This is a genomic window from Kitasatospora sp. cg17-2 (assembly GCF_054031055.1).
On sequence record NZ_CM132923.1, the window covers coordinates 9,627,519 to 9,647,020 of the forward strand.

The window sequence follows — 19,502 nt, forward strand, 5'->3', positions numbered from 1 at the left end:
AAGCCCTCCCCGTGACCATCCGTCACCAGTGACCGCACCACCCCCGACCAAGCGGGCGGCAAGATCGTGCAGATCCTCGCTGTGGCGACCGAAGGTGACGAACGGACGGCCGTCACCAGCCTGATCCACCTGCCGCTGTACTCGCACGAGAGCCGCGCATGACCCCCGCTGCCGCGCCGCCCATCGCGTCACCGCCGACACGCGCCATCGCCGTGCTGTGCCTGGTGCAGGTCCTGGTGGCCCTGGAGTTCTCGATCGCCAACGTGGCCCTGCCCACCCGCGCCGACGACTTCGACGTAGCCGCCCGCGACCTGTAGTGGGTCCTGTCCGGCTACGCCCTGGCCTACGGTGCAACGCTGCTGTGCGGAGGCCGGCTCGCCGACGTCCACGGACCGCGCCGGGCGTTGCTGACGGGCCTGACCTGCTTCACCACCGCACCCACGCCACGGGAGAGCCATGAAGCACCGCACCCTCCCTGCCCTGTTCGCAGCTCTCGTGACCCTGACCGCCTGCACGAACGACGACCCCACCGACAAGGCCGAGCCGTCCGTTCGGGCCGTCGCCTGCACGGCGGAGTACCACGCCCCGGAAGGCACGCTCCTGCGCCCGGAGAGCGTCTGGCCCCAGGCCCCCTACAGCCGCTCCGAGTCCTCGCTCGCCCTGTCCGCGGGCTGCCCGGAGGCGCCCGCCGCCCCGTCCACCTCCTGCGACCCGGCGGAATTCCCGTGGAGCGCTCCCGACGAGCTGCGCGCCGCCCGCCTGCGCGCCGCCGGCGTGGAGACCTGGGTCAGGTCGACGATCACCGGCGGCGGCGCCGGCCAGGCCCTCACCCAGCAGGTCCTCCGACTCGCCCCGGAGCAGGCGTCCGCGGCGCTGAACCGCTTCCGCGACCACCTGGTGCAGTGCGGCGCGACCACCGTCGCCGAGACCGACGGACAGCCCCAGGTCCTCCTCCTCGAGGACCAGGCCCGGCCGAAGCTCCTCGTCGACCTCGCCAACGACCGGATCACCGCACTCACCCCGACCGGAGAGGGATGGACCGGGCCACAACTGCTGCAGCTCCAACACTGACCCGCGCCCACGGAACGGTCCGCGCCGGCCCCGACGGCCCGGCGTCGTGCTGTCGACGGCGGCGGACAGCCCGAACAGGGCTGCCCGCCCCGCAGTACCGCCCCTCTGGCCTGGCATGTCCGCGGCCGAAAAATCCCAGGTCAAACCCCTGGCCAGCGCCCGACCGGCAGGTCTACTGTTCCCGGCACGGCGGCCCCACCACAGCCCCACCGGGCCGCCGGCCAGAGCAGCTGCGCCATGTCCCCCGGCGCGGCTGGCCCCCCACGGCCGGGCCCTGCGGACCAACCCCCCTACGTCCCCGGGCCCGGCCCCTGCACGCCCCTCCGGGGGGCGTCCGCCCGAGGGCTCGCGCGCGGGCGGCTTCAGCAGTCGGCTCGCACTGGGCGGCTGTTCGGGTCAATGTCTGACAACAACATCGCCTGCTTGTCGACGGATCCGGCAATCGGTCCCGAGACGTCCCGATCCAGTCATGGTCAACCTCCAACTTTGTTGACGATCTTCCGCCCTTCCAGCAGTTTCCCCAGTTCGTGGCCAGCCGATTGTTGTCGACGGAGACGGCTCTGCGCCCCGGACGCTACGGGTGCAATGTTCGACAGGTGGCAGCGTCGGGCTGTTCTCGACTGGTCGGATCCGTGACTGGCAGCTGATCCGGAACAGGCCGCCGCAGTGATGTTCCAGACGATCCGGACTGGCCTGTTCCTGGGTTTCCGCTCGACGCGGTGCGGGTGAAACTTCCTGTTACGGCCCGAACTGCATCGGACGGGTCGAGGGAAGATCTCGCATCGTTCAAAGGGAGGGTCAATGAATTCTCGTACGAAGTTCGCTCTGGCCATGACTGCGGGCCTCTTCGGGAGTGCGCTTGCGCTTGCTCCTGCCGCCCAGGCCGGCAGCACCACTGTCAGCGGCTACGACAACTGCGGCTCCGGTTGGATCTGCTTCTATTCGGAGCAGAACGGCAACGGCCAGAAGTGTCAGTGGAGCCAGAGTTCCACGGACACCCGTTCGCAGTGTTCGTGGATGGCTGCGGGTACCAACACGCGGTCGGTGTACAACCGCACCGGTAGCAGGTTCCACTACTACCACAACGTCAACTACACCAACCGGATCGGCAGCACCACCGCCGGGAACAAGGGAAATCTTGCCGGAACCTACACGATCGGTTCTCTCTGCGCCGGCTCGTGCCCGGGGTGAGCAGCTGATCAAGTGACGGACTTCCTGGCACGCCTTTCACCCTGAACTCCGCAGCGGACAGCTCGGAACGGATAATGAACACAGTGGTGAGGGGGCAGGGGCATTGCATGTTCGAGATCGGTCCGGTTCGCCGGTCTGGTGATGTGATGTCATGTCTCGTTCTGGGGATGGTTGTTCCCCGGAACGTAGTGCAGGCACGGTGCCCGGTGATCGTGTGGTTGTCGAGACCCATGAGAACCGAGCGAGACCGTGCCTGCCCGAACATCGTCGCCCATGCCCGTCGGGCTGGGACACCTGACCCGCCAGAATCGCGCTGTCATCCGACAGGATGCCGCTGACCTGCGGCGCTTCCTGATCTGGGTGCCCGACCCACGCAGTCGGCGGGGGCGGCGGTATCCGATGCTCGCCCTGTTGTGCGCGGCAGCTTCGGCCGTGCCGGCCGGTGCCCGTTCCCTCATCGCGATCGGGGAGTCGATAACGGATGCCCCGCAGTCGGCCCTGGAGGTCCTCGACTTCCCGGCCGAGCCGCTCACCGGTGTCCATCCCGTCCCTCACCCGGCGACCGTCCGGCGCCTGCTCCAGCGGCTGGACGGCGACGCTCCGGACGCTGCCATCGGAGCATCCCTACAGGCCGGAGGAGTACACCCGAGCGAGTCCGAGCGATCGGCGAAGCCGGTGCCGCGGGCGATCGCGGTCGACGGCAAGACGGTCCGCGGCTCGCGCACCGTCACGAGCACCGCGATCCAGCTGCTGGCCGCAATGGACCACCACGGCGTGGTCCTGGCCCAGCGGCAGGTCGCCTCCAGAAGCGACGAGATCCCCGCCTTCGCCCCGCTGCTGGACAGCATCGACCTGAGCGACACCGTGATCACCGGCGATGCCCTGCACACCCAGCACGCCCACGGCACGTACCTCCGCGAGCGCGGCGCCCACTACCTGGCCATCGTGCAAAAGAACCGCCCCGGGCTGTATGCCCAGGTCAAAACGCTGCCCTGGGCGGACATCCCGCTGGACCACCGCACCCGCGACCGGGCCCACCACCGCGACGGGATCCGCCGACTCAAGACCGCCGCCTTCCACCACCTCGACTGTCCCGGCGCCCGCCAGGCGATCCAGATCGTCCGATGGCGCCGCGACCGCTCGACCGGGAAGCTCACCATCGCACGGGTCTACCTGATCACTGGCCTGGACACCTACGACGCCACCGCCGTCCAGCTCGCCACCTGGATCAGGGGCCACTGGGGCATCGAGAACCTCCTGCACCACGTCCGAGACCGGACCTTCCGCGAGGACGACTCCAAAGTCCGCACCGGCCACCTGCCCCGCACCATGGCCGGCCTGCGCAACCTCGCCATCGGCATCTTCCGCCAGAACGGCCACACCAACATCGCCGCTGCCCTCCGCCACACCGGCCGCGACCACACCCGACCCCTGCGAATCCTCGGCCTCACGTGATCAATCCGGACCGACCGCAACCATGCAATGCCCTTGGGATACATACGGCGTTCTCTCGGCGGCCATTCATGATCCCTAAGCTCACGCCTCGTGAAGAACGTGAAGAGGGCGATCGTGTTGCTCGCCTTGATAATGAGCTGCTTCCCGCTGACCCCGACGGCGTTCGCCGCGGCCAAGTCGCCCGCACAGGTGGCCGAGGACTGCGCCGACCCGAGGCCCACGCAGGCCGGGGACATCATCTACTGGGACCCCGAGTGCTACCTCACCTTCAAAAGCAGCAAGCAAGTATGGGGCGAGGCCACCATGCCCGACAAGCTCGGCAGTGGGAAGAGCCCCATCGCCTACGGCTGCACCAGTAGCGGCAGCGTGAGCGTCGCCGGAACCAAGAGCTCCTCCACCAGCTTCTCCTTCGGCCTCGACATCGGCGGGAAGAAGAAGTTCGGTGACTGGGAGGCCTCCGTCGGGCCCAAGCTCGGTTGGAGCTGGACCTGGAGCACCAGCGACACCCACACGCACACCGCCACGGTCCCCCTGGGCAGCGTCGGCTGGATCGAGGTCAGGGAGCCGCTGATCGAGGCGGTCGTCGACATCGATGCCCGCTACGACGGCAACAAGAACGAACTCGTCAAGAACGCGGTCGTCCGGGTGCCGGACACCAGCCGGTCCTTCGCCTGGTTGTATCAGAGCCGCAAGATGACCGACACGGAGCTGAGGGACATCTGCGGGCAGGACCCGCCGACCACCAAGACCTACGACATGTGGTCGGCCGGCGGCAAGGCTCCCTACAAGAACCTGCTGAGCGGCAAGTGCCTGGCCATCGGCCCCACCGTCCCCAACGGCGGGCTCGTGGTGCAGCGTACCTGCGACGGCGGGGCCGCGCAGAAATGGAACGCCGTCAAGGCGAGCAACGGCTATTTCACCATCCGCAACAACAACGGCTACTGCCTCACAGTCCCCTACAACAACGGCACCCCGCCCGGTCAGAACACCCAGCTCATGTGGTGGGGCTGCGAGACCCGCTGGGACTCGGGCAGCCAGCTCTGGTCGGTCAACCCGACCAAGATCAGCGGTACCTACACCTTCGCCAACCAGTGGACGGGGCTCTGTCTCGCGCCGCACTCCAATGAGATGACCAAGAACGGCGGCCGGGTGACCATCCGCAAGTGCGTGTAGCGGGATCGGTTGACCCCTCCTACGGAGTCCTCTGCGGAGTGGAGAGGACTCCGTAGGAGGGGCCCTGTGGACTCTTCTGCAGGAGCGAACCGGACTCCACTGGAGTCCATTCCGAAGCGGACTCCAGTGGAGTGGAGTCCGCAAGCGTCCAGAGCGTCGCCGTCCAGCGGCTGGAGCAGGCGCCGGACGGTCGCCGGGTGAGGGACGGGATGGACACCGGTGAGCGGCTCGGCCGGGAAGTCGAGGTGCCCTTCGGTATGTCCAGGTGGCTGTGGGGTGGGGGCAGGGGTGCAACGCGGGACTCCGCGTTGCACCCCTGCCCCCGGGCGATTGTCGCGAGGTGCGGTCACGGGGCCTTGGTGTCGGGGATGCGGACGCCCTCGCCGAGGCAGTCGCGGAACTCGTACCAGGGGGCGGGGCCGCTCCAGCGCAGGGCGGTGGCGGCGGTGGCCGTGTCGGCGAAGCGGCAGCCGTCGTAGAGGAGCTTGCCGGCGGTGGTGGCGGTGGACGTGGTCACGTGGTGGGAACCGAGCAGGGCGCAGTCCTGGTAGCGGATCATGGGCCCGCGCGAGGGGTTGACGGCGTTGAAGCGGTAGACGTGGGGGGTGGCGTCGGTGGCGAACGCCTTGAAGGAGTTCGCGGTGTCGTCGCAGGAGACGAAGGTGATGGTGCCCTTGTACCAGGCGGAGTCGATAACCTTGTGGTCCTTGCCGCGGACCTCGAAGCGGATGCCCTGCGCGTACAGCCGCATCACCGAGTCGTTGCGCGGGCTGTTGGCGTTGAGCTTGAAGAAGGTGCCGGTGGAGTTCTCGTCGACGAGGATGTAGGAGCCGCCGATGAAGTTCATCGACCCGCCGCGCTCGTTGCGTACGAAGATTCCGGACTGGAACTCCACCTTGCAGTCGCGGAACCAGTAGTTGAGGAACTGGTCCTGCTGGTTCTCGGTCGGCTTGCCGCCCATCACCAGGAAGGCGTCGGCGTAGGAGCCGCTGATCTGGCAGTGGTCCCAGCCCATCTCGCTGTTGAGGTTGGAGGTGCCGGCGGGCCCGTCCAGGACGATGCCGGCCTTCCAGGAGCCGTGCCACTCGACGTCGGTGTACCAGGTGTCCTGGACGCCCTTGCCCACGGCGGAGAGCGCGAGGTTGAAGGTGGCGGTGGCGTCGCGGCTCTCGAAGGTCAGGCCGTTGAGGCGGATGTTCTTGTAGCGGCCGTCGTTGGTCCAGAACACCGTGTCGGGGGTGGTCGGCGCGTAGACGACGCGGGAGAGCCGCTTGCCGTAGCCGCTGATGGAGATGCCGTCGATCACGCCCGGGTTGTCGGTGCCGTGGGTGACGGGCAGCAGTGAGTCGGGCTGGGTCAGCAGGTAGGTGCCCGGCGGGACGAGCAGCACCTTCTTGGGGGTGTAGCCGGTCTTGGGAGCGCCTCCGAGCAGTTCCAGGGCGGCCTTGCGGAAGGCGTCGTCGCTGGGCGTGCGCCCGCTGGGGTCGGCGCCCTTGGCGACGACGTCGACCACGTAGTCCGCGGGGCCGGCGGTGGTGGCGGCGCTCGCCGCGGAGGCGCCGCGGGTGCCCAGCGCGATGCCGCCCGCGAGCGCCCCCGCTCCGGTCATCCCGGCGAGCAGCGCCCGGCGGCCGGGCCGGCGCCCGTTCTCCTGGGCCCCGTCGTCGTGCCTGCCGTCCGCGTGCGTGGTCATCGGTACCCCCGGTGGGAAGAGAAGTTCGGTCGAGCGCCGCGGGCGACCAGAAGTCGATCATGGCGGGTCGGCCTGATCCTCTGTCATGCCCACCCCGCGCCGCAAGCCTCGGCCGCGGGGCCTGTGGTGGCCCCGTGTCCGGGTGGGTCGGCCGCCGGGCCGCCGGGCCGCCGGGCCGCCGGGCCGCCGGGCGGTCGGGGGCGTCGGTCGGCTGTCGTGCGGGCGGGGGTTCGTGGGGTGTCAGGCGTCGGGCTGTCGGGCCTCGGGGTGTGGGCCGCCGGGGTGTCGGTCGTGGAGGAGCCGGTCGACGAGCAGCTCGGGGTAGCCGGAGGTCGGCGGGTCGATGCCGAAGATCGCACGGAGGTAGAACGGGGCGACGAGTTGGTCGAGGATCTGCTCCAGGGGAGGCGGGTGCTCGCCCCGGGCCGTGGCCCGCTGGCGGATCTGTTCGATGGAGTGCATGCGGCGGCGGAAGTGCTGGGCGCGTTCGTCCTGGGTCTGCGGGTTGTTCGGCATGGAGAGGATGACGGCGCGTACGAGGGCGCGTCCTTCGGGTGTGCGGATGCTCGCGACGCTGGCCCGGGCCCAGGCGAGCAGGTCGCCGCGCAGGGAGCCGGTGTCGTTCAGCGGCGAGTCGCGCTCCAGGCGGGTGGTGACCACGTCGGCGAGGAGCGTGTCGAGGCTGCCCCAACGGCGGTAGAGGCTGGTGTGGTTGACGCCGGCGCGTTGGGCGATCGCGGGGATGTTGAGGTCTTCGCCCGCCGGGTCGCAGAGCAGGTCCACGACCGCCTGGTGGACGGCCGCGCGGACCTGCTCGGGGCTCTTGCGGATGCGTGTGGTCGGTTGCTTCGGAGTCACCCCCACATCGTAAGCACAGATGTTTGCTTCGAGTACTCGGAGGGTCTACAGTCCTCACCACAAGCACAGATCCGTGCTTAACCCCTCCTGAGGAGTGCGCGATGAAGCAGCTGCTGTTCCCGAACAACATCCAGTTCTGGTACGAGACCCTGCGGTCGATGAGCCACATCGCCTACGGGGGCGCCGACTTCGGCGAGGTCGTCTCCACCGCGGAGCGCATCGTGGAGGGCGACTACGTCAGCTGGTACACCGAGTGGATGGCCACCGCCGACCGGGTGTCCGGCCAGGCCGAGAAGGCGCTGGCGGCCGGCCACCGGGTCAGTGCCCGGGACGGGTTCCTGCGGGCGTCGAACTACTACCGGTCGGCCGAGTTCTTCCTGCACGGCCACCCCTGCGACCCGCGTCACGACCACGCCTACGACCGCAGCGTGGACTGCTTCCGGTCGGCGGCCGCGCTGTTCACCCCGATCATCGAGCCGGTCGAGATCCCGTACGAGGGCACCACCCTGCCGGGCTACCTGTACCGCGTCGACGACTCCGGGACCCCGCGCCCGACGCTGATCATGCACAACGGCTTCGACGGCACCGCCGAGGAACTGCACTACTTCGGGGCGATGGCCGGAGTCGAGCGCGGCTACACGGTGCTGGTCTTCGACGGCCCCGGCATGCCGGGGCCGCGCCACCGCGAGGGCCTGGTGTTCCGTCCCGACTGGGAGAACGTCGTCACCCCGGTCGTGGACTTCGCCGAGAAGCTCCCGGACGTCGACAACAGCCGCATCGCGCTGCTGGGGATCAGCATGGGCGGCATCCTGGCGCCCCGGGCCGCGGCGTTCGAGCACCGCCTGGCCGCGCTGGTGGCCGTCGACGGCCTCTACGACCTCGGCGAGACCTCGGTGCGCAACATCCCCGGCCCCCGCGAGGAGGCGGAGCGGCTGCTGCGCGCGCCGTCCGCCCCGGAACTCGACGCCGCGCTCGAAGAGATCATGGCGAAGGACCCGATCGCCCGCTGGGCGATCAACCACGGCATGTACGTGATGGGCGTCGACACCCCCCGGGCCTTCAACGCCTCCTACCTCGACCACACCCTCGCCGGGGGGATCGCGGAGCGGATCCAGTGCCCCACCCTGGTCTGCGACGCGGAGCAGGACATGTTCTTCAAGGGCCAGCCCGAGCAGCTCTACGACCACCTGACCTGCCCCAGGACGCTGATGGTGTTCACCGCCGAGGAGGGCGCCGGCGCGCACTGCCACCCCGGGGCGATGCGTCTGACCCAGGCCCGGATCTACGACTGGCTGGACGAGACCCTCGCCGCGGGCGCGTGAGGGGCGGGGCGCCGCGGCGCGGGGGAGGGGCGCCGGGGAGCGGCGCCGCCTCGCGCCGGCCGGCGCCGCCCGCCGGTCCGCCCCGGTCCGGCTCGCCCCGGCGCGGTCAGGCGATGTGGTGGTCGTGCCGACGGTAGAACTCGGCCCATTCCTCCGGGTCGGGCCGGCGCCCGTCGGACACGATCCGGGCGAGTTCCTCGTAGAACGGGGCCCGCGGCACTCCGGGTGCGACGAGCATCAGCATCGAGGCCGGCTCGCCGGAGTCGTTGCGGAAGGAGTGCACCGCGCCCCGCGGGACGTGGAGGAGGCCGCCCGGCCCGGTGTCGGCCCAGCGTCGGCCGTCGTACAGGCGCACGATCCCGGACAGGACGAAGAACGTCTCGGACATGCCGCGGTGGAAGTGCGGCGCGGGACCGCCCGGCCGGGGCCCCAGATCGAGCCTGAACAGCCCGAACCGGCCCTCCGCGCCCAGCGGTTCGACCAGGTGGTGGACGGCGGTCCCGCCGTCGCCGACCAGCACGTCCGGTGCGGTGCCGGCGTCGCGGAGCTCGGCCCTCGCCGTCGCGGGGGCGTCGGGGTGGCGGGTGTTCGGGTAGGTCATGGGGGGTGTCCGTTCGAGGGAGGGACGGTCGACGGGAACCCGTACCCGGTCCTCCCGGGGTCCGTTCCCCGGCGGGGCCGCCGTCCCCCGTACGGGCGCGCCACGGTGACGGCCCGTCGGCGGGCGGGATCCTCCGGGCACGACGGTCGACACGGTCCGGCCCGGTGCGACCGATCACCGCCGACCACGCGCCCGAGGTGTTGCGGATGGTCCTGAAGTAGCAGATGCGCAGGGGTACTTCGGCGGGGTGGTCCGGTACCGGCGGTGGACGCGCCCGGCCGCGGCGGGCGCCTACGGTCGTGCCGACGGTTCGCCGAGGCACCCCAGGGAGAGAGACCGTGATCCGCGCCGCCGCGCCGGCCGCCGCTGTGGCGGCGCTGGCCATGACCCTGACCCTCCTGACCGTGTCGGCCCCACCGGCCACCGCCGCGGCCACCACCACTGCCACCGCTTCCGCCGCGGCCGCCACTGCCACCGCTTCCGCCGCGGCCGATCCGCTCGCCGCGCTGCGCGGCCGGCAACCGTCCTGGCACCCCTGCGCGAGCGGTCCGCAGGACGCCGAGGGCGCCGACCTCGACGCCGCCGGCGCCCGCTGCACCGAGGTCACCGTCCCCCTGGACTACCGCCGTCCCGACGGGCGGACGCTCGGCGTCGCCGTCTCCCGGCTGCCCGCCACCGACCCCGCCCACCGGCTGGGCACCCTGTTCTACAACCCCGGCGGCCCCGGCGTCCCCGCCCGCGCGCTCTCCCTCGCCCTGCGCCGGGCCGCCCCCGCGCTCGGCGCCCGCTACGACATCGTCGCCGTCGACCCGCGCTTCGTCGGCGCCAGCGCCCCCCTCGACTGCGGCTGGCCGACGGCCGGCCCGGGCAGCGCCGGCCCCGACCGCGTCGGGTTCGACCGGTCCGCCGAGACCGCCAAGGACCTCGCGGCCCGCTGCGCCCCGTACCGGGCGCTGCTGCCGCACGCCTCGACCCGCAACGCCGCCCGGGACCTGGACCTGGTGCGCTCGGTCCTGGGCGAGCCGACGATCTCCTACCTCGGTTCGTCCTACGGGAGCTACCTCGGCGAGGTCTACCTCCAGCTGTTCCCCGAGCGGGTGGGGCGGGTGGTGTTCGACGCCGCCATGGACCCGGACCTCTTCGGCCCCGACCTGACCGCCACCCAGGGCCCCGCGATGGCGGGCGCGCTCACCGCCTGGGCCACCTGGGCGGCCGGCCACGACGACCGCCACCACCTGGGCACGACCACCGCCGGGGTGCTGGCCGCGGTCGAGCGGGTGCGCCTGGCCGCCGAACGCGCCCCGCTGGCGGTCGGCGACCACCGCGTCGACGCCCGGGCGCTGCCGCAGGTGCTGTGGACGGTGTCGGCCGGCGACGACGACGCCGCCTACGAGGAGTTCTCCGCCCTGGCGCGCGTCCTGCTGGACGCCGCCGAGGGCCGGCCCGCCCGCCCGACCCCGCTGCTGGAGGCGGTCCTGACCGGCCTGGCGTCCCCCGACACGGGAGGCTACGCGGCCGCGCAGACCGCGGTCATGTGCGCGGACCGCGCCGCCTCGCGCGACCCGCTCGCCTACTACCGCGACATCCGCGCCCACCGCGCCGACGAGCCCTTGTTCGGCCCGCTCACCCGCAACCTCACCCCCTGCACCTTCTGGCCCGCCGAACCCGCCGAACCGCCCACCCGGGTGCGCAACGCCGTCCCGGTCCTGCTGGTCGGCGCCGACGGCGACCCCGCCGCCACCTACCCCGGCCAGCTCTCCGCCCACCGCGCCCTGACCGGTTCCCGCCTGGTGACCCTGCGCGGTGCCTTCCGCCACACCGTCTACGCGGGCCTGTTCGCCCCCCGCGACACCTGCGTGGACGCCGCCGTCGACCACTACCTCCTCGACGGCGTCCTGCCCGCCCACGACACCGACTGCCCACCGCCCCGCCCCTGACGCCGTCCGTCGCCGGTCCTGCCACCAGGAGGGGGAGGAGCCACGGCCCAGGCCCGGCCCGCCGTCGTGGGACGTGCACGCAACGATTGCTGGGGCCGGGTCAAGGGTTTGCAAAGGGATGGTCGTATGATCGCCCGATGCACCACGACCTCATCGACGGCGTCCCCGTCATCTGGACCGAGACGCCGGGCCCGCTCGAAGCCACTCTGATGTTCGGCTGCGGGATCCAGGACGAGACCTTCCGCACCTTCGGGGTGACGCACCTGGTCGAGCACCTGGCGATGAGCACTCTGCCGAGGCTGCACTTCGACCACAACGCCTCGGTGAGCCTCTCGCTGACCGATTTCACCTGCACCGGCCGCCCCGAGCAGGTGGTCGACTTCCTGGCCCGCGTCTGCGAGGCCCTCACCGGGCTGCCGCTGGAGCGGATCGAGAAGGAGGCCGGAGTCCTCGCTGCCGAGGGCAGCGGCGTCGCCGACCCGGTCACCGCCGAGCTGCTGTCGATCCGTTACGGCACCCAGGGCCTGGGTCTGGCCTCCTTCAGCGGCCCCGGTGCCGACCGCATCCCGCTGGACGCCGTCCGCAGCACCCTCGCCCGCCACTTCCACGCCGGCAACGCCGTCCTGGCCCTCACCGGCCCGCCGCCCGAGGGCCTGCGCCTTCCGCTGCCGCCCGGCCCCCGCGCCACCCGCGCGCCGCACCCCGCCGCGCGCACCACCCGGCCGTCCTGGCACCGGGCGGACGTGCCCGGCCCCGGCCTGCTGCTGTCCTGCGACCTCAACGACCAGGCGATGCTGCTCGCCACCCACGTGCTCTGTCAGCGGCTGACCGACACCGTCCGCCACCAGCACGGCCTCAGCTACGACGTCGGCGGCACCGCCGTCTTCGTCGGCCCCGGCCGGGGCGAGCGCAGCATCCAGCTCGACGTCCGCGAGGGCCAGGAGAAGCGCGTCGCCGAACTGCTCTGGCAGGAGGCGGTCCGCCTCGCCACCGAGGAGCCCACCGAGGCCGAACTCGCCGAGGAGCGCGAGGCCGCCCGGGAGTTCTTCGCCGACCCGCGCACCGCCGACATGGAGGTCGCCGAGCGTGCGGCCGACCTGCTCCTCGGGGAGACCCACCTCGATGCGGAGACCAGGCTCGCCCTCCAGGCCGAGGTGACCCCGGCCCGGGCGCGGGAGGCCTTCGCGGCGGCCATGGAGACGGCGCTGCTGCTCGTCCCGTGCGGTGTGGAGCAGCTGATTCTCGGTCGACCCGACGGATCCGGGCTGCCGGCCGGCGGCTGTTCCGATCTCGCGGAGCTGCCCGAGGGACCGCGGTTCCGTCCGCCGCTGCTCGCCCGGGCGCGGTCCGGCGCGGCGCGCAAGGTCCGCCTGGTGGTCAACGGTGACGGCGCCTGGTGGCAGGACGAGGACGGCCTGGTCCACGGCTTCCCCTACACCGAGGTGGTCGGCGTGGAGGTCCACGACGACGGCCGTATCCTGCACGGCCTCGGCAACTGCTTCGTCCCGGTGGCTTCGGAACTCTTCTCCGGCCTCGGCCCGGCCTTCGCCGCCATCGACGCCGCCGTGCCCGAGACCCTCCGCTACCCGGTCTCGGCACTGCGGGCCGGCAACTGACGGTGAGCCGCCCGGCCCGGCCCGGCCCGGCGGGCCGGGCACGGTGAGAGGAAGCTGCACGGTATGCCCGCAGAATCACCACCCTCCGCGGACGAGAACGGCGACGGAGGCCGAAGGGCGTGGCCCGCGACGTGGGGCTACCGGTTCACCGTCGAGCTGGTCGCGCTGCTGACCGTTTCCGCCGTGCTGACGTTCTGGCTGGTCCCGGAGCCGTTCAGATTCCTCACGCTTCCGGTGGCCGGCCTCGCCATCGGCCGGCGTTGGAGGGGCCGGTCGCGACGGTAGCGCTCCGCGGACCGTGCCACGCGACGCACGGCCTCTCCCTTCTCGCGCTCGCACGGGCGCGGCACGCGCCTGCGCGATCAGAAGTGGTGCCTCCGACACGGGTCACCGCTTCCGGAACGTTCGGTCCGCCGCGCCCCGACCCTGTCGGTCCGACGGCTGAACCGTGGCTCCTGGGCACCTCGATCCTGTTTCGGGGGTGCATGGCCGCGGCCACCCGAACCCGAGCGAGACGCCGTTCGACCGGCGCCGCTCGGGATCGGAACGGCACCGACCACTGAGCCGTGGGTCCAACGCCACGGACAGGGTCCGGCGGACCGTCATCGCCGGAAGAGCTGGGGACGGGGACACACGTCCAGAGGCTCTGCGGGCCGGTCCGCCCAGCGCCACCAGCTATGACCCTGCGGGCACTTCCAGGCGTGTCGGCACACGCGCTGCCGGTCCTCCTCGCGGACGGACAGGACAAGGCCCAGGCTCCTCAGCGGTTGCCCGCAGTCGGGGCAGGTCGGCGGTTCGGGAGTGCGGTCCACGGTGGACACGCTGGCCCACCAGGTCCGGACTGCCGTTCGACCGGCATCTCTCGAGGTCGGAACGACAACAGCCACTCGGATCCACCCCTCCTCCCAGGCGCGCCGCGCCGCTTCGTGGCGGGTGCGGACGGCGAGTTCGGTGATGGCGGAGGAGAGGTAGTTGCGGACGGTGCCGGGGGACCGCCGGCAACGACCAGCCCGCCAGCCCCTGGAGCTGACGGCCGGACCCCGGGCGGGCGCCGTCACCGGAGCCCGCCCGCAGTTCCCGCTGCGGCCGGTCCGATCCCTACCGGTGGGGGAGCAGCAGGTCGCTCGCCGGGGAGGCGGCGGTGCTGGCGCGTCGACCGGCCGTGACCGAGAGCGGCTTGGGAGCGTCGTCCCACTGGCACACCGTCGGTCTGCTCCAACGTCAAGATCAAGAACCTGTGGAGCGGCGGCTGCCTCACCGCCGTCGACGGCCGGGTGAGGATCATGGGCTCGTCGCGGGCGTCCTCGTCCGGTCCGCTCGCGGGTCAGGGGGAAAGGGGGGCCCGGTGCTGAGGGGCGGCGGTCTCGGGGAAGGCGCGGCCCAGCAGGGTGTGCAGGGTGTCGCGCTCGTCGGGTGCAAGGAGTTCGAGTGCGGTGAGGCCGGACATCAGCTCGGCCCGGATGGCGCGGACGGTGCGCTCGCCCTGTTCGGTCAGCACGATGTTCTTGATCCGGCGGTCGGCCGGGTCGGTCTCCCGGCGGACGAGGTGCTGGGCCGCGAGCCGGTCGACGATGCCGGTGACGTTGGAGGCGTCGCAGGCCAGCAGGTCGGCGAGGGCGCGCATGGGCCGGGGGCGGACCAGCAGGCTGAGCGTCTTGCCCTGCATCAGGGTGAGCCCGTGCTCGGCGGCCACCGTCGCGAAGTGGCGGTAGTAGGACGCCGCCACCCGCGCGAGCCGGTCCAGCAGCTCTTCGGGGGAGGGCGCTGGTGCGGGCGGGGGCGTCTGGGGCATGGGTTCAGCATAGGGAGATCGGTTGACATCCTCAACCATCGAGGTCTACCGTCGAAATTACTTGAAGACATCAACCATCAAGGTCTTCAAGCCCCTGGAAGGACCGCGTGACCCTCATGACGCACACCCCGCCCCCCGCCGCGGCAGACGTTTCCGCCCTGGTCGCCCGCCTGCGCGCCACCTTCGACAGCGGCCGGACCAAGCCCCTCGCCCGGCGCCTGGAGCGGCTCGCCGCCCTGCGTTCGATGCTCACCGAGCAGGCCGAGGTGTTCCAGCAGGCGCTGGCCGCCGACCTCGGCAAGAGCGCGGCGCAGGCGTACCGCACCGAGATCGGGTTCACGCTGAACGAGCTCGACCACACCGTCGCGCACCTGGAGGAGTGGCTCCGGCCGAAGCCCGCGGACGTCCCCGGGTTCTTCCGGCCCGCCTCGGCCCGCGTGGTCCGCGATCCGCTCGGCGTGGTCCTGGTCGTCGCACCCTGGAACTACCCGCTGCAGCTCGCGCTGGTCCCGCTGGTGGGGGCCCTGGCGGCCGGCAACACGGTGGTCGTCAAGCCCAGCGAACTCGCCCCCGCCACGTCCGCCGCGATGGCCCGGCTGCTGCCGCGCTACCTCGGCCCGGACACGGTGGCCGTGGTCGAGGGCGCCGTCCCCGAGACCACCGCCCTGCTGGAGCAGCGGTTCGACCACATCTTCTACACCGGGAACGGCGCGGTCGGCCGGATCGTGATGGCCGCGGCCGCCCGCCACCTGACCCCGGTCACCCTGGAACTCGGCGGCAAGAGCCCGGTCGTGGTCGAGCCCGGCGCCGACCTGGCGGTCACCGCGAACCGGATCGCCCAGGGCAAGTTCCTCAACGCCGGCCAGACCTGTGTGGCCCCCGACTACGTCCTCGCCATCGGAGAGAGCGCCACCGCACTGGAGCGGCACCTCGCCCACGCCGTGCGCGAGCTGTTCGGCGACGACCCGGCCGCCTCGCCCGAGTACGGACGGATCGTCAACGACCGCCACTTCGACCGGCTGACCGCGCTGCTGGACGACGGGAGGGTCGTCACCGGCGGCGGTCACGACCGCGGTGAGCGCTACCTCGCCCCGACCGTGCTCGCGGACGTCTCCCCGGACGCGCCGGTGATGCGCGCGGAGATCTTCGGCCCGATCCTGCCGATCGTCGCCGTACCCGACCTCGACACGGCGATCGCCTTCATCAACGAGCGTGACAAGCCGCTCGCCCTCTACGCCTTCACCGAGTCCGAGCGGACCAAGCGGCGGCTCACCGAGGAGACCTCCTCCGGCGCGCTCTCCTTCGGCCTGCCGGTCTCCCACCTCGCCATGCCCGACCTGCCCTTCGGCGGCGTGGGGGAGAGCGGCATGGGCCGCTACCACGGCGAGTACTCCATCGACACGTTCAGCCACGCCAAGGCCGTCGTCGACAAGCCACTCACCTGAACCGAGCGGCGCCGCCGTCCGAGCCGACCGACCACCCCGGAGAACGAACCCGTGACCACCCCCATCGACCACGCCGCCGCCGTCGCCGCCGAGACCGCGCGCTTCGTCACCACCGTCCGCACCGCCGACCCGGCCACCCCGGTGCCCACCTGCCCCGGTTGGACGCTGTCCGACCTGGTGCGCCACACCGGCAGCGTGCAGCGCTGGTTCACCGTCCTGCTGCGGCAGAGGCTCCAGGAGCCGCCGCGCAGCCGGGACGTCGAGCTGCATCTGCCGTCGACGCCGGACGGCTACCCCGCCTGGCTGGCCGAGGCCGCGGCGCAGGCCGGCGCGGCATTCGCCTCGGTCGATCCCGACGCGCCGATGTGGGCCTGGGGCGCCGATCAGCACGCCCGCTTCTGGGTGCGCCGGATGCTGTTCGAGACCTTGGTGCACCGCGTCGACGCCGACCTCGCCCTGGGCCTGGACCCCGACATCGACCCGGTGCTGGCCGCCGACGGCGTCTCGGAGTTCCTGACCAACCTGCCCTTCGCCGCCGGGTTCGCCCCCGGAACGGCCGCCCTCCGGGGCGCGGACCGGACCATCCGGTTCACCCGCACCGACGGCGACGGGGACGGCGACGGCGACTGGCTGGTCCGGCTGCGTCCCGACGGCTTCGGGCTCGACCGGCAGGCCGCAGCGGACGCCGACGCGTCGCTCCGGGGCACCGCCGCGGACCTGCTGCTCCTCCTCTACGGCCGACTGGACCGGTCCGCCGACCGGTTCGAGGTGCGGGGGGACGACGAGCTGCTCGCGCACTGGACCGCCAACTCCGCCTTCTGAGCCGCCGGCCGGCCCGCCGGTGCTCTCGGCGGGCCGCCGCTCGTTCGCCCGGGGCTCGTCCGAGGCATCCGCCCAGGTGGACGGCGGTGCGGCCGACCGGCGGGCTCGCCCTATGCTGGCGCCATGACAGAGCTTCCCGGCTTCGCCGTCCTGCTGACCCGCCTGCTGCACCACCAGGGTCAGGAGCCCGCCGAGCTCGCCCATCGGGCGGGGGCCGACGAGGCCGAGGTCCTCGCGCTGCTGGACGGTGCCGCGCCGGACCAGGCGCTGCTGCGCCGCCTCGCCCCCGCGCTCGGCCTGGACACCGCCGACCTGTTCGAGATCGCGGCCGTCCCGCTGCCGGAGGACCTCGCACCGGCCGGCGGGATGGCCACCACCTCCATCGTCAGCGTGGTGCGGTTCGGCAAGGCGCTGCCGGCCGACCGGCGGGCCGAACTCCGCACGTTCGTCGCCGGTCTGCCGCCTGCTCGGGCGACCGGACGGATCGAGGGACTGCCCGCCTCGGCCCCCGCCCCCGACCCGCGGTCCGCCGGGAACCTGCTGATGCGGATGGTCGCCACCCGCAACCTCGGCTGGACCGGGACGGCGAAGGTGTTCCACCTGCTCACCGGGCGCTACTGGATGTCCACCGCCTACGGGCGGATCGCCTCCGGCGAGGACCGGCTGACCCCGGATCTGCTCGTCGACTTCGCCACCGTGCTCGGCCTGCCCGCGGCCGTGCCGGCGGCGCTCCTCGGCATGCCGCTGCCGCCGGACGCACCCCGGCCGGACGCGTCCGCGACGGACGCCGCCCTGCTGCTGCGCGGCCTCCGCCGGCTGGGCGTCGAGCAGCTCCGCGAGGCCGAGGACCTGGCGCGGGCCCTGCAACCGGTCTGATCCTGGCGCTTGGAGTCGCCGCGGCCGTAGGTCTGGCAGAACGACCGGTCCGGGCAGGTCCCGGCGTCCGGCCGCAGCCACGGCGAGACGTCCACCGCCGGCATCAGGTGGCCGTCGGCGGCCCGCGACAGCGAAAGGCTGGCCAGCTCGGCCCGCAGCCGCTCGATGTCCAGGCGGCCCTTGTTCAACGCGCCGTACAGGGCGCCGTGCCCACGCCGGTGCTCGGGCGCGAGGGCCAGGTCCGCCAGAGTCTTCACCGGGCCCTCAGCGCACAGCAGCGCGTCGGCCGACTCGAACAGTGCGTCCCCTCGACCGCGCAGGCAGTCGTAGAAGTCCGCCCGGAAGCGCGACAGTTCCGCGAACGGATCGCGCCGGTTTGCCTGTTCCACCACACTCGTCACTACGGCCTTCGCGTGAAGTCGTCGATCTTTTAGCCGACTTCAGGATCACGTGAAGGCCGACCCACCGTCGTGGGAATCCCCGTGTGGGTGACAGGGGCGAACACTCAGATTCGGGGACCTCGGCTGCAGCGGATTCCCCACTCGCCGCTGGGCGAGAAGGTCTCGCCGTTCGCTCGTGTCACGGACAGGCTTCGGCCGTCGAAGCTGATCCGGTCGCCGATCGCCAGGAAGAGCGGGCTGTCCAGCTCGCAGAAGCCGCCGCCATCCGTCTCAAGATCGTCAACCAGCATCATCTGTGGGACCGGAGTGACTCCGTCAGCAATCAGCAGCATGTCGGGATCGTCCCACACCCGGTTGATCGGCGGCGATCGATTTCCGGCGGCCGAGAGGTTGAACGGCAAGCTGAGCGGCTTCGTCAACCTCGCCCTGCTTGACTCCTCGGCCAACCTCCTGGCCTTCCGCATCCCGAACGTGCTCTTCAGCTTCGTCATGGGGCTGGTGATCGCCACCTTCGGCATGTACGGCCGGGTGAGCGGCAAGCCGCCGCTGGACAATCCGTACTGGCGGCACCGCCACCCGCGCCAGGCCGAGCCGGACACCACCGCGGCCCTCGCGTACAAGGGTGGTCCGGTCGCCCTCCCCGGGCCTCCTGTGTGAGCGGACGGCTTCGACCCGGACGCGCTGGCCGGGACGAGCACAGTCCCGCGCCCCGGGCAGTTCGGACGGGCCGAGGCGTCTCCCGGGCTGGCGAGCCGGACCGACCGGCGGATCCGCCGGACTCTCGTGGTCCGGCGGACGACAGAGGGCGGGCGGGTCAGGTGGCACCGCTGTAGTAGTCGCCGACCGTGAGGCGGTAGTCGAGGTCGCCGGTGTGCTGGTCCTTGTGGTACTCCGGCGCGTTCTTGATCTCGTCCTTCGTCCGGTTCAGCCACACGGCCCGCTCCTCGGTGTCCACCCGCCGGACCGTTCCGGCGGGCAGGAGGATCTCGCGGCCGAAGATCCACGGGCCGGTGTCGACCACGATGTGCGCGAAGTCGACGTCCTGGCTGTGCCGGTCGACCTTCCCGACGGGTCCGTCCTCCGCCTCGACCCGGTAACCCGTCAGGTCCAGTGTCGCGCCGTAGCCCTCGGCGTTGCTGTAGTCCCACAGTCCGCTGTTCACGGGTGCCTCCTGCGCGGTCGCCGGTCTGCGTGGTGCGACGGTCGACTTCCCCGATCGGACCGGAGCATGCGAACCCCGTGCCGTCCG

17 protein-coding genes and 2 pseudogenes are annotated in these 19,502 nt (G+C 72.0%); 12 read left to right on the forward strand and 7 right to left on the reverse strand.

Annotated elements, in window-relative coordinates:
• Window positions 1-158: 158 nt before the first annotated feature.
• The 5 genes from ACW14Y_RS40325 to ACW14Y_RS40345 all read left to right on the forward strand — a co-directional run bounded on the left by ACW14Y_RS40325 (window position 159) and on the right by ACW14Y_RS40345 (window position 4,890).
• Window positions 159-317, forward strand: coding sequence for a hypothetical protein (locus ACW14Y_RS40325; protein ID WP_456985333.1), 159 nt, complete (start codon window positions 159-161; stop codon window positions 315-317).
• 139 nt (window positions 318-456) lie between these two features.
• Window positions 457-1,071: a hypothetical protein gene (locus ACW14Y_RS40330; protein WP_456985334.1), complete on the forward strand. Its 615-nt coding sequence runs from the start codon at window positions 457-459 to the stop codon at window positions 1,069-1,071.
• 801 nt (window positions 1,072-1,872) lie between these two features.
• Complete coding sequence (locus tag ACW14Y_RS40335; RefSeq protein ID WP_456985335.1) at window positions 1,873-2,262, forward strand: peptidase inhibitor family I36 protein; 390 nt, start codon at window positions 1,873-1,875, stop codon at window positions 2,260-2,262.
• Window positions 2,263-2,535: 273 nt separating this feature from the next.
• Window positions 2,536-3,717 (forward strand): ISAs1 family transposase, encoded by a 1,182-nt coding sequence (locus ACW14Y_RS40340; RefSeq protein WP_456985336.1) that lies wholly within the window; start codon window positions 2,536-2,538, stop codon window positions 3,715-3,717.
• Window positions 3,718-3,807: 90 nt separating this feature from the next.
• Window positions 3,808-4,890, forward strand: coding sequence for an RICIN domain-containing protein (locus tag ACW14Y_RS40345; RefSeq protein ID WP_380311233.1), 1,083 nt, complete (start codon window positions 3,808-3,810; stop codon window positions 4,888-4,890).
• Between the two features lie 346 nt (window positions 4,891-5,236).
• Here ACW14Y_RS40345 and ACW14Y_RS40350 read toward each other — a convergent pair whose 3' ends face one another.
• Together ACW14Y_RS40350 and ACW14Y_RS40355 are read right to left on the reverse strand one after the other, a co-directional pair.
• Window positions 5,237-6,583: a hypothetical protein gene (locus ACW14Y_RS40350; protein WP_456985339.1), complete on the reverse strand. Its 1,347-nt coding sequence runs from the start codon at window positions 6,581-6,583 to the stop codon at window positions 5,237-5,239.
• A 240-nt stretch (window positions 6,584-6,823) separates the two neighbouring features.
• A complete protein-coding gene (locus tag ACW14Y_RS40355) occupies window positions 6,824-7,441 on the reverse strand; it encodes a TetR/AcrR family transcriptional regulator C-terminal ligand-binding domain-containing protein (RefSeq protein WP_456985340.1) in 618 nt (205 codons plus the stop codon).
• Between the two features lie 101 nt (window positions 7,442-7,542).
• Between ACW14Y_RS40355 and ACW14Y_RS40360 the strand changes: the two genes are divergently transcribed.
• Window positions 7,543-8,763: an alpha/beta hydrolase family protein gene (locus ACW14Y_RS40360; RefSeq protein WP_380394073.1), complete on the forward strand. Its 1,221-nt coding sequence runs from the start codon at window positions 7,543-7,545 to the stop codon at window positions 8,761-8,763.
• 106 nt (window positions 8,764-8,869) lie between these two features.
• On the opposite strand, the gene ACW14Y_RS40365 is transcribed toward ACW14Y_RS40360, so the two are convergent.
• A complete protein-coding gene (locus ACW14Y_RS40365) occupies window positions 8,870-9,364 on the reverse strand; it encodes a cupin domain-containing protein (protein WP_456985342.1) in 495 nt (164 codons plus the stop codon).
• Window positions 9,365-9,702: 338 nt separating this feature from the next.
• On the opposite strand from ACW14Y_RS40365, the gene ACW14Y_RS40370 reads away from it, so the two are divergent.
• Entirely contained in the window at window positions 9,703-11,301 is a 1,599-nt protein-coding gene (locus ACW14Y_RS40370; RefSeq protein WP_456985343.1) for an alpha/beta hydrolase, read from the forward strand.
• Window positions 11,302-11,438: 137 nt separating this feature from the next.
• Window positions 11,439-12,917 (forward strand): insulinase family protein, encoded by a 1,479-nt coding sequence (locus tag ACW14Y_RS40375; protein WP_456985344.1) that lies wholly within the window; start codon window positions 11,439-11,441, stop codon window positions 12,915-12,917.
• 1,324 nt (window positions 12,918-14,241) lie between these two features.
• Here ACW14Y_RS40375 and ACW14Y_RS40380 read toward each other — a convergent pair.
• Complete coding sequence (locus tag ACW14Y_RS40380; protein WP_456985345.1) at window positions 14,242-14,709, reverse strand: MarR family winged helix-turn-helix transcriptional regulator; 468 nt, start codon at window positions 14,707-14,709, stop codon at window positions 14,242-14,244.
• A 116-nt stretch (window positions 14,710-14,825) separates the two neighbouring features.
• On the opposite strand from ACW14Y_RS40380, the gene ACW14Y_RS40385 reads away from it, so the two are divergent.
• The 3 genes from ACW14Y_RS40385 to ACW14Y_RS40395 all read left to right on the forward strand — a co-directional run bounded on the left by ACW14Y_RS40385 (window position 14,826) and on the right by ACW14Y_RS40395 (window position 17,852).
• On the forward strand, window positions 14,826-16,154 hold the full coding sequence (locus ACW14Y_RS40385) for an aldehyde dehydrogenase family protein (protein WP_456988385.1): 1,329 nt from the start codon (window positions 14,826-14,828) through the stop codon (window positions 16,152-16,154).
• Between the two features lie 51 nt (window positions 16,155-16,205).
• A complete protein-coding gene (locus ACW14Y_RS40390) occupies window positions 16,206-16,976 on the forward strand; it encodes a maleylpyruvate isomerase family mycothiol-dependent enzyme (RefSeq protein WP_456985346.1) in 771 nt (256 codons plus the stop codon).
• A gap of 123 nt (window positions 16,977-17,099) precedes the next feature.
• Window positions 17,100-17,852 carry a hypothetical protein gene (locus tag ACW14Y_RS40395; RefSeq protein ID WP_456985347.1) on the forward strand — a complete coding sequence of 251 codons (753 nt, stop codon included), beginning with the start codon at window positions 17,100-17,102 and terminating at the stop codon, window positions 17,850-17,852.
• A gap of 2 nt (window positions 17,853-17,854) precedes the next feature.
• On the opposite strand, the pseudogene ACW14Y_RS40400 reads toward ACW14Y_RS40395, so the two are convergent.
• Together ACW14Y_RS40400 and ACW14Y_RS40405 are read right to left on the reverse strand one after the other, a co-directional pair.
• Window positions 17,855-18,253: pseudogene (locus ACW14Y_RS40400) on the reverse strand (transposase); the annotation flags it as partial.
• A gap of 104 nt (window positions 18,254-18,357) precedes the next feature.
• On the reverse strand, window positions 18,358-18,654 hold the full coding sequence (locus tag ACW14Y_RS40405; RefSeq protein ID WP_380300125.1) for a hypothetical protein: 297 nt from the start codon (window positions 18,652-18,654) through the stop codon (window positions 18,358-18,360).
• A gap of 1 nt (window position 18,655) precedes the next feature.
• On the opposite strand from ACW14Y_RS40405, the pseudogene ACW14Y_RS40410 reads away from it, so the two are divergent.
• Window positions 18,656-18,910: pseudogene (locus ACW14Y_RS40410) on the forward strand (DUF4383 domain-containing protein); the annotation flags it as partial.
• A 157-nt stretch (window positions 18,911-19,067) separates the two neighbouring features.
• Here ACW14Y_RS40410 and ACW14Y_RS40415 read toward each other — a convergent pair.
• The gene (locus ACW14Y_RS40415) at window positions 19,068-19,415 is read right to left on the reverse strand and encodes a PRC-barrel domain containing protein (RefSeq protein WP_456985348.1); all 348 of its coding nucleotides are present in this window, start codon (window positions 19,413-19,415) and stop codon (window positions 19,068-19,070) included.
• Between the last annotated feature and the right edge of the window lie 87 nt (window positions 19,416-19,502).